This is a genomic window from Cellulomonas bogoriensis 69B4 = DSM 16987, assembly GCF_000767165.1.
Taxonomy (GTDB): Bacteria; Actinomycetota; Actinomycetes; order Actinomycetales; family Cellulomonadaceae; genus Actinotalea; species Actinotalea bogoriensis.
The window spans coordinates 1-326 of record NZ_AXCZ01000502.1 but is presented as its reverse complement, the minus strand read 5'-3'; the positions used below and the strand labels follow the sequence as shown (position 1 = coordinate 326).

1 pseudogene is annotated in these 326 nt (G+C 76.7%); it reads left to right on the top strand.

Annotated elements, in window-relative coordinates:
- Positions 1-326 (top strand): annotated as a pseudogene (locus tag N869_RS18315) (2-oxoglutarate dehydrogenase, E2 component, dihydrolipoamide succinyltransferase); the annotation flags it as partial.

Below are 326 nucleotides of genomic sequence, written 5' to 3'. Positions count from 1 at the left end.
GCGGGCACCCTGACCGAGATCCTCGTCGAGGAGGACGACACGGTCGAGGTGGGGACAGCCCTGGCCACGATCGGTTCTGCCGACGAGGCGAGCGGTGGGGCAGCGCCTGCCCCGGAGGCGGCCGACCGCGCCGACTCCGCCGAGGACCAGCAGGCCGCGCAGGTGCCTGCCGAGGTCACGGACGAGGCCTCGTCCGAGGAGCAGGCGGACGAGCAGCCACCGGCACCCGTGGGCGCGGCCCAGGGTGGCACCGACGCCGCCGGAGGCGGGGGCGACGCCGAGGACGTGACGCTGCCCGCCCTGGGCGAGAGCGTCACCGAGGGCAC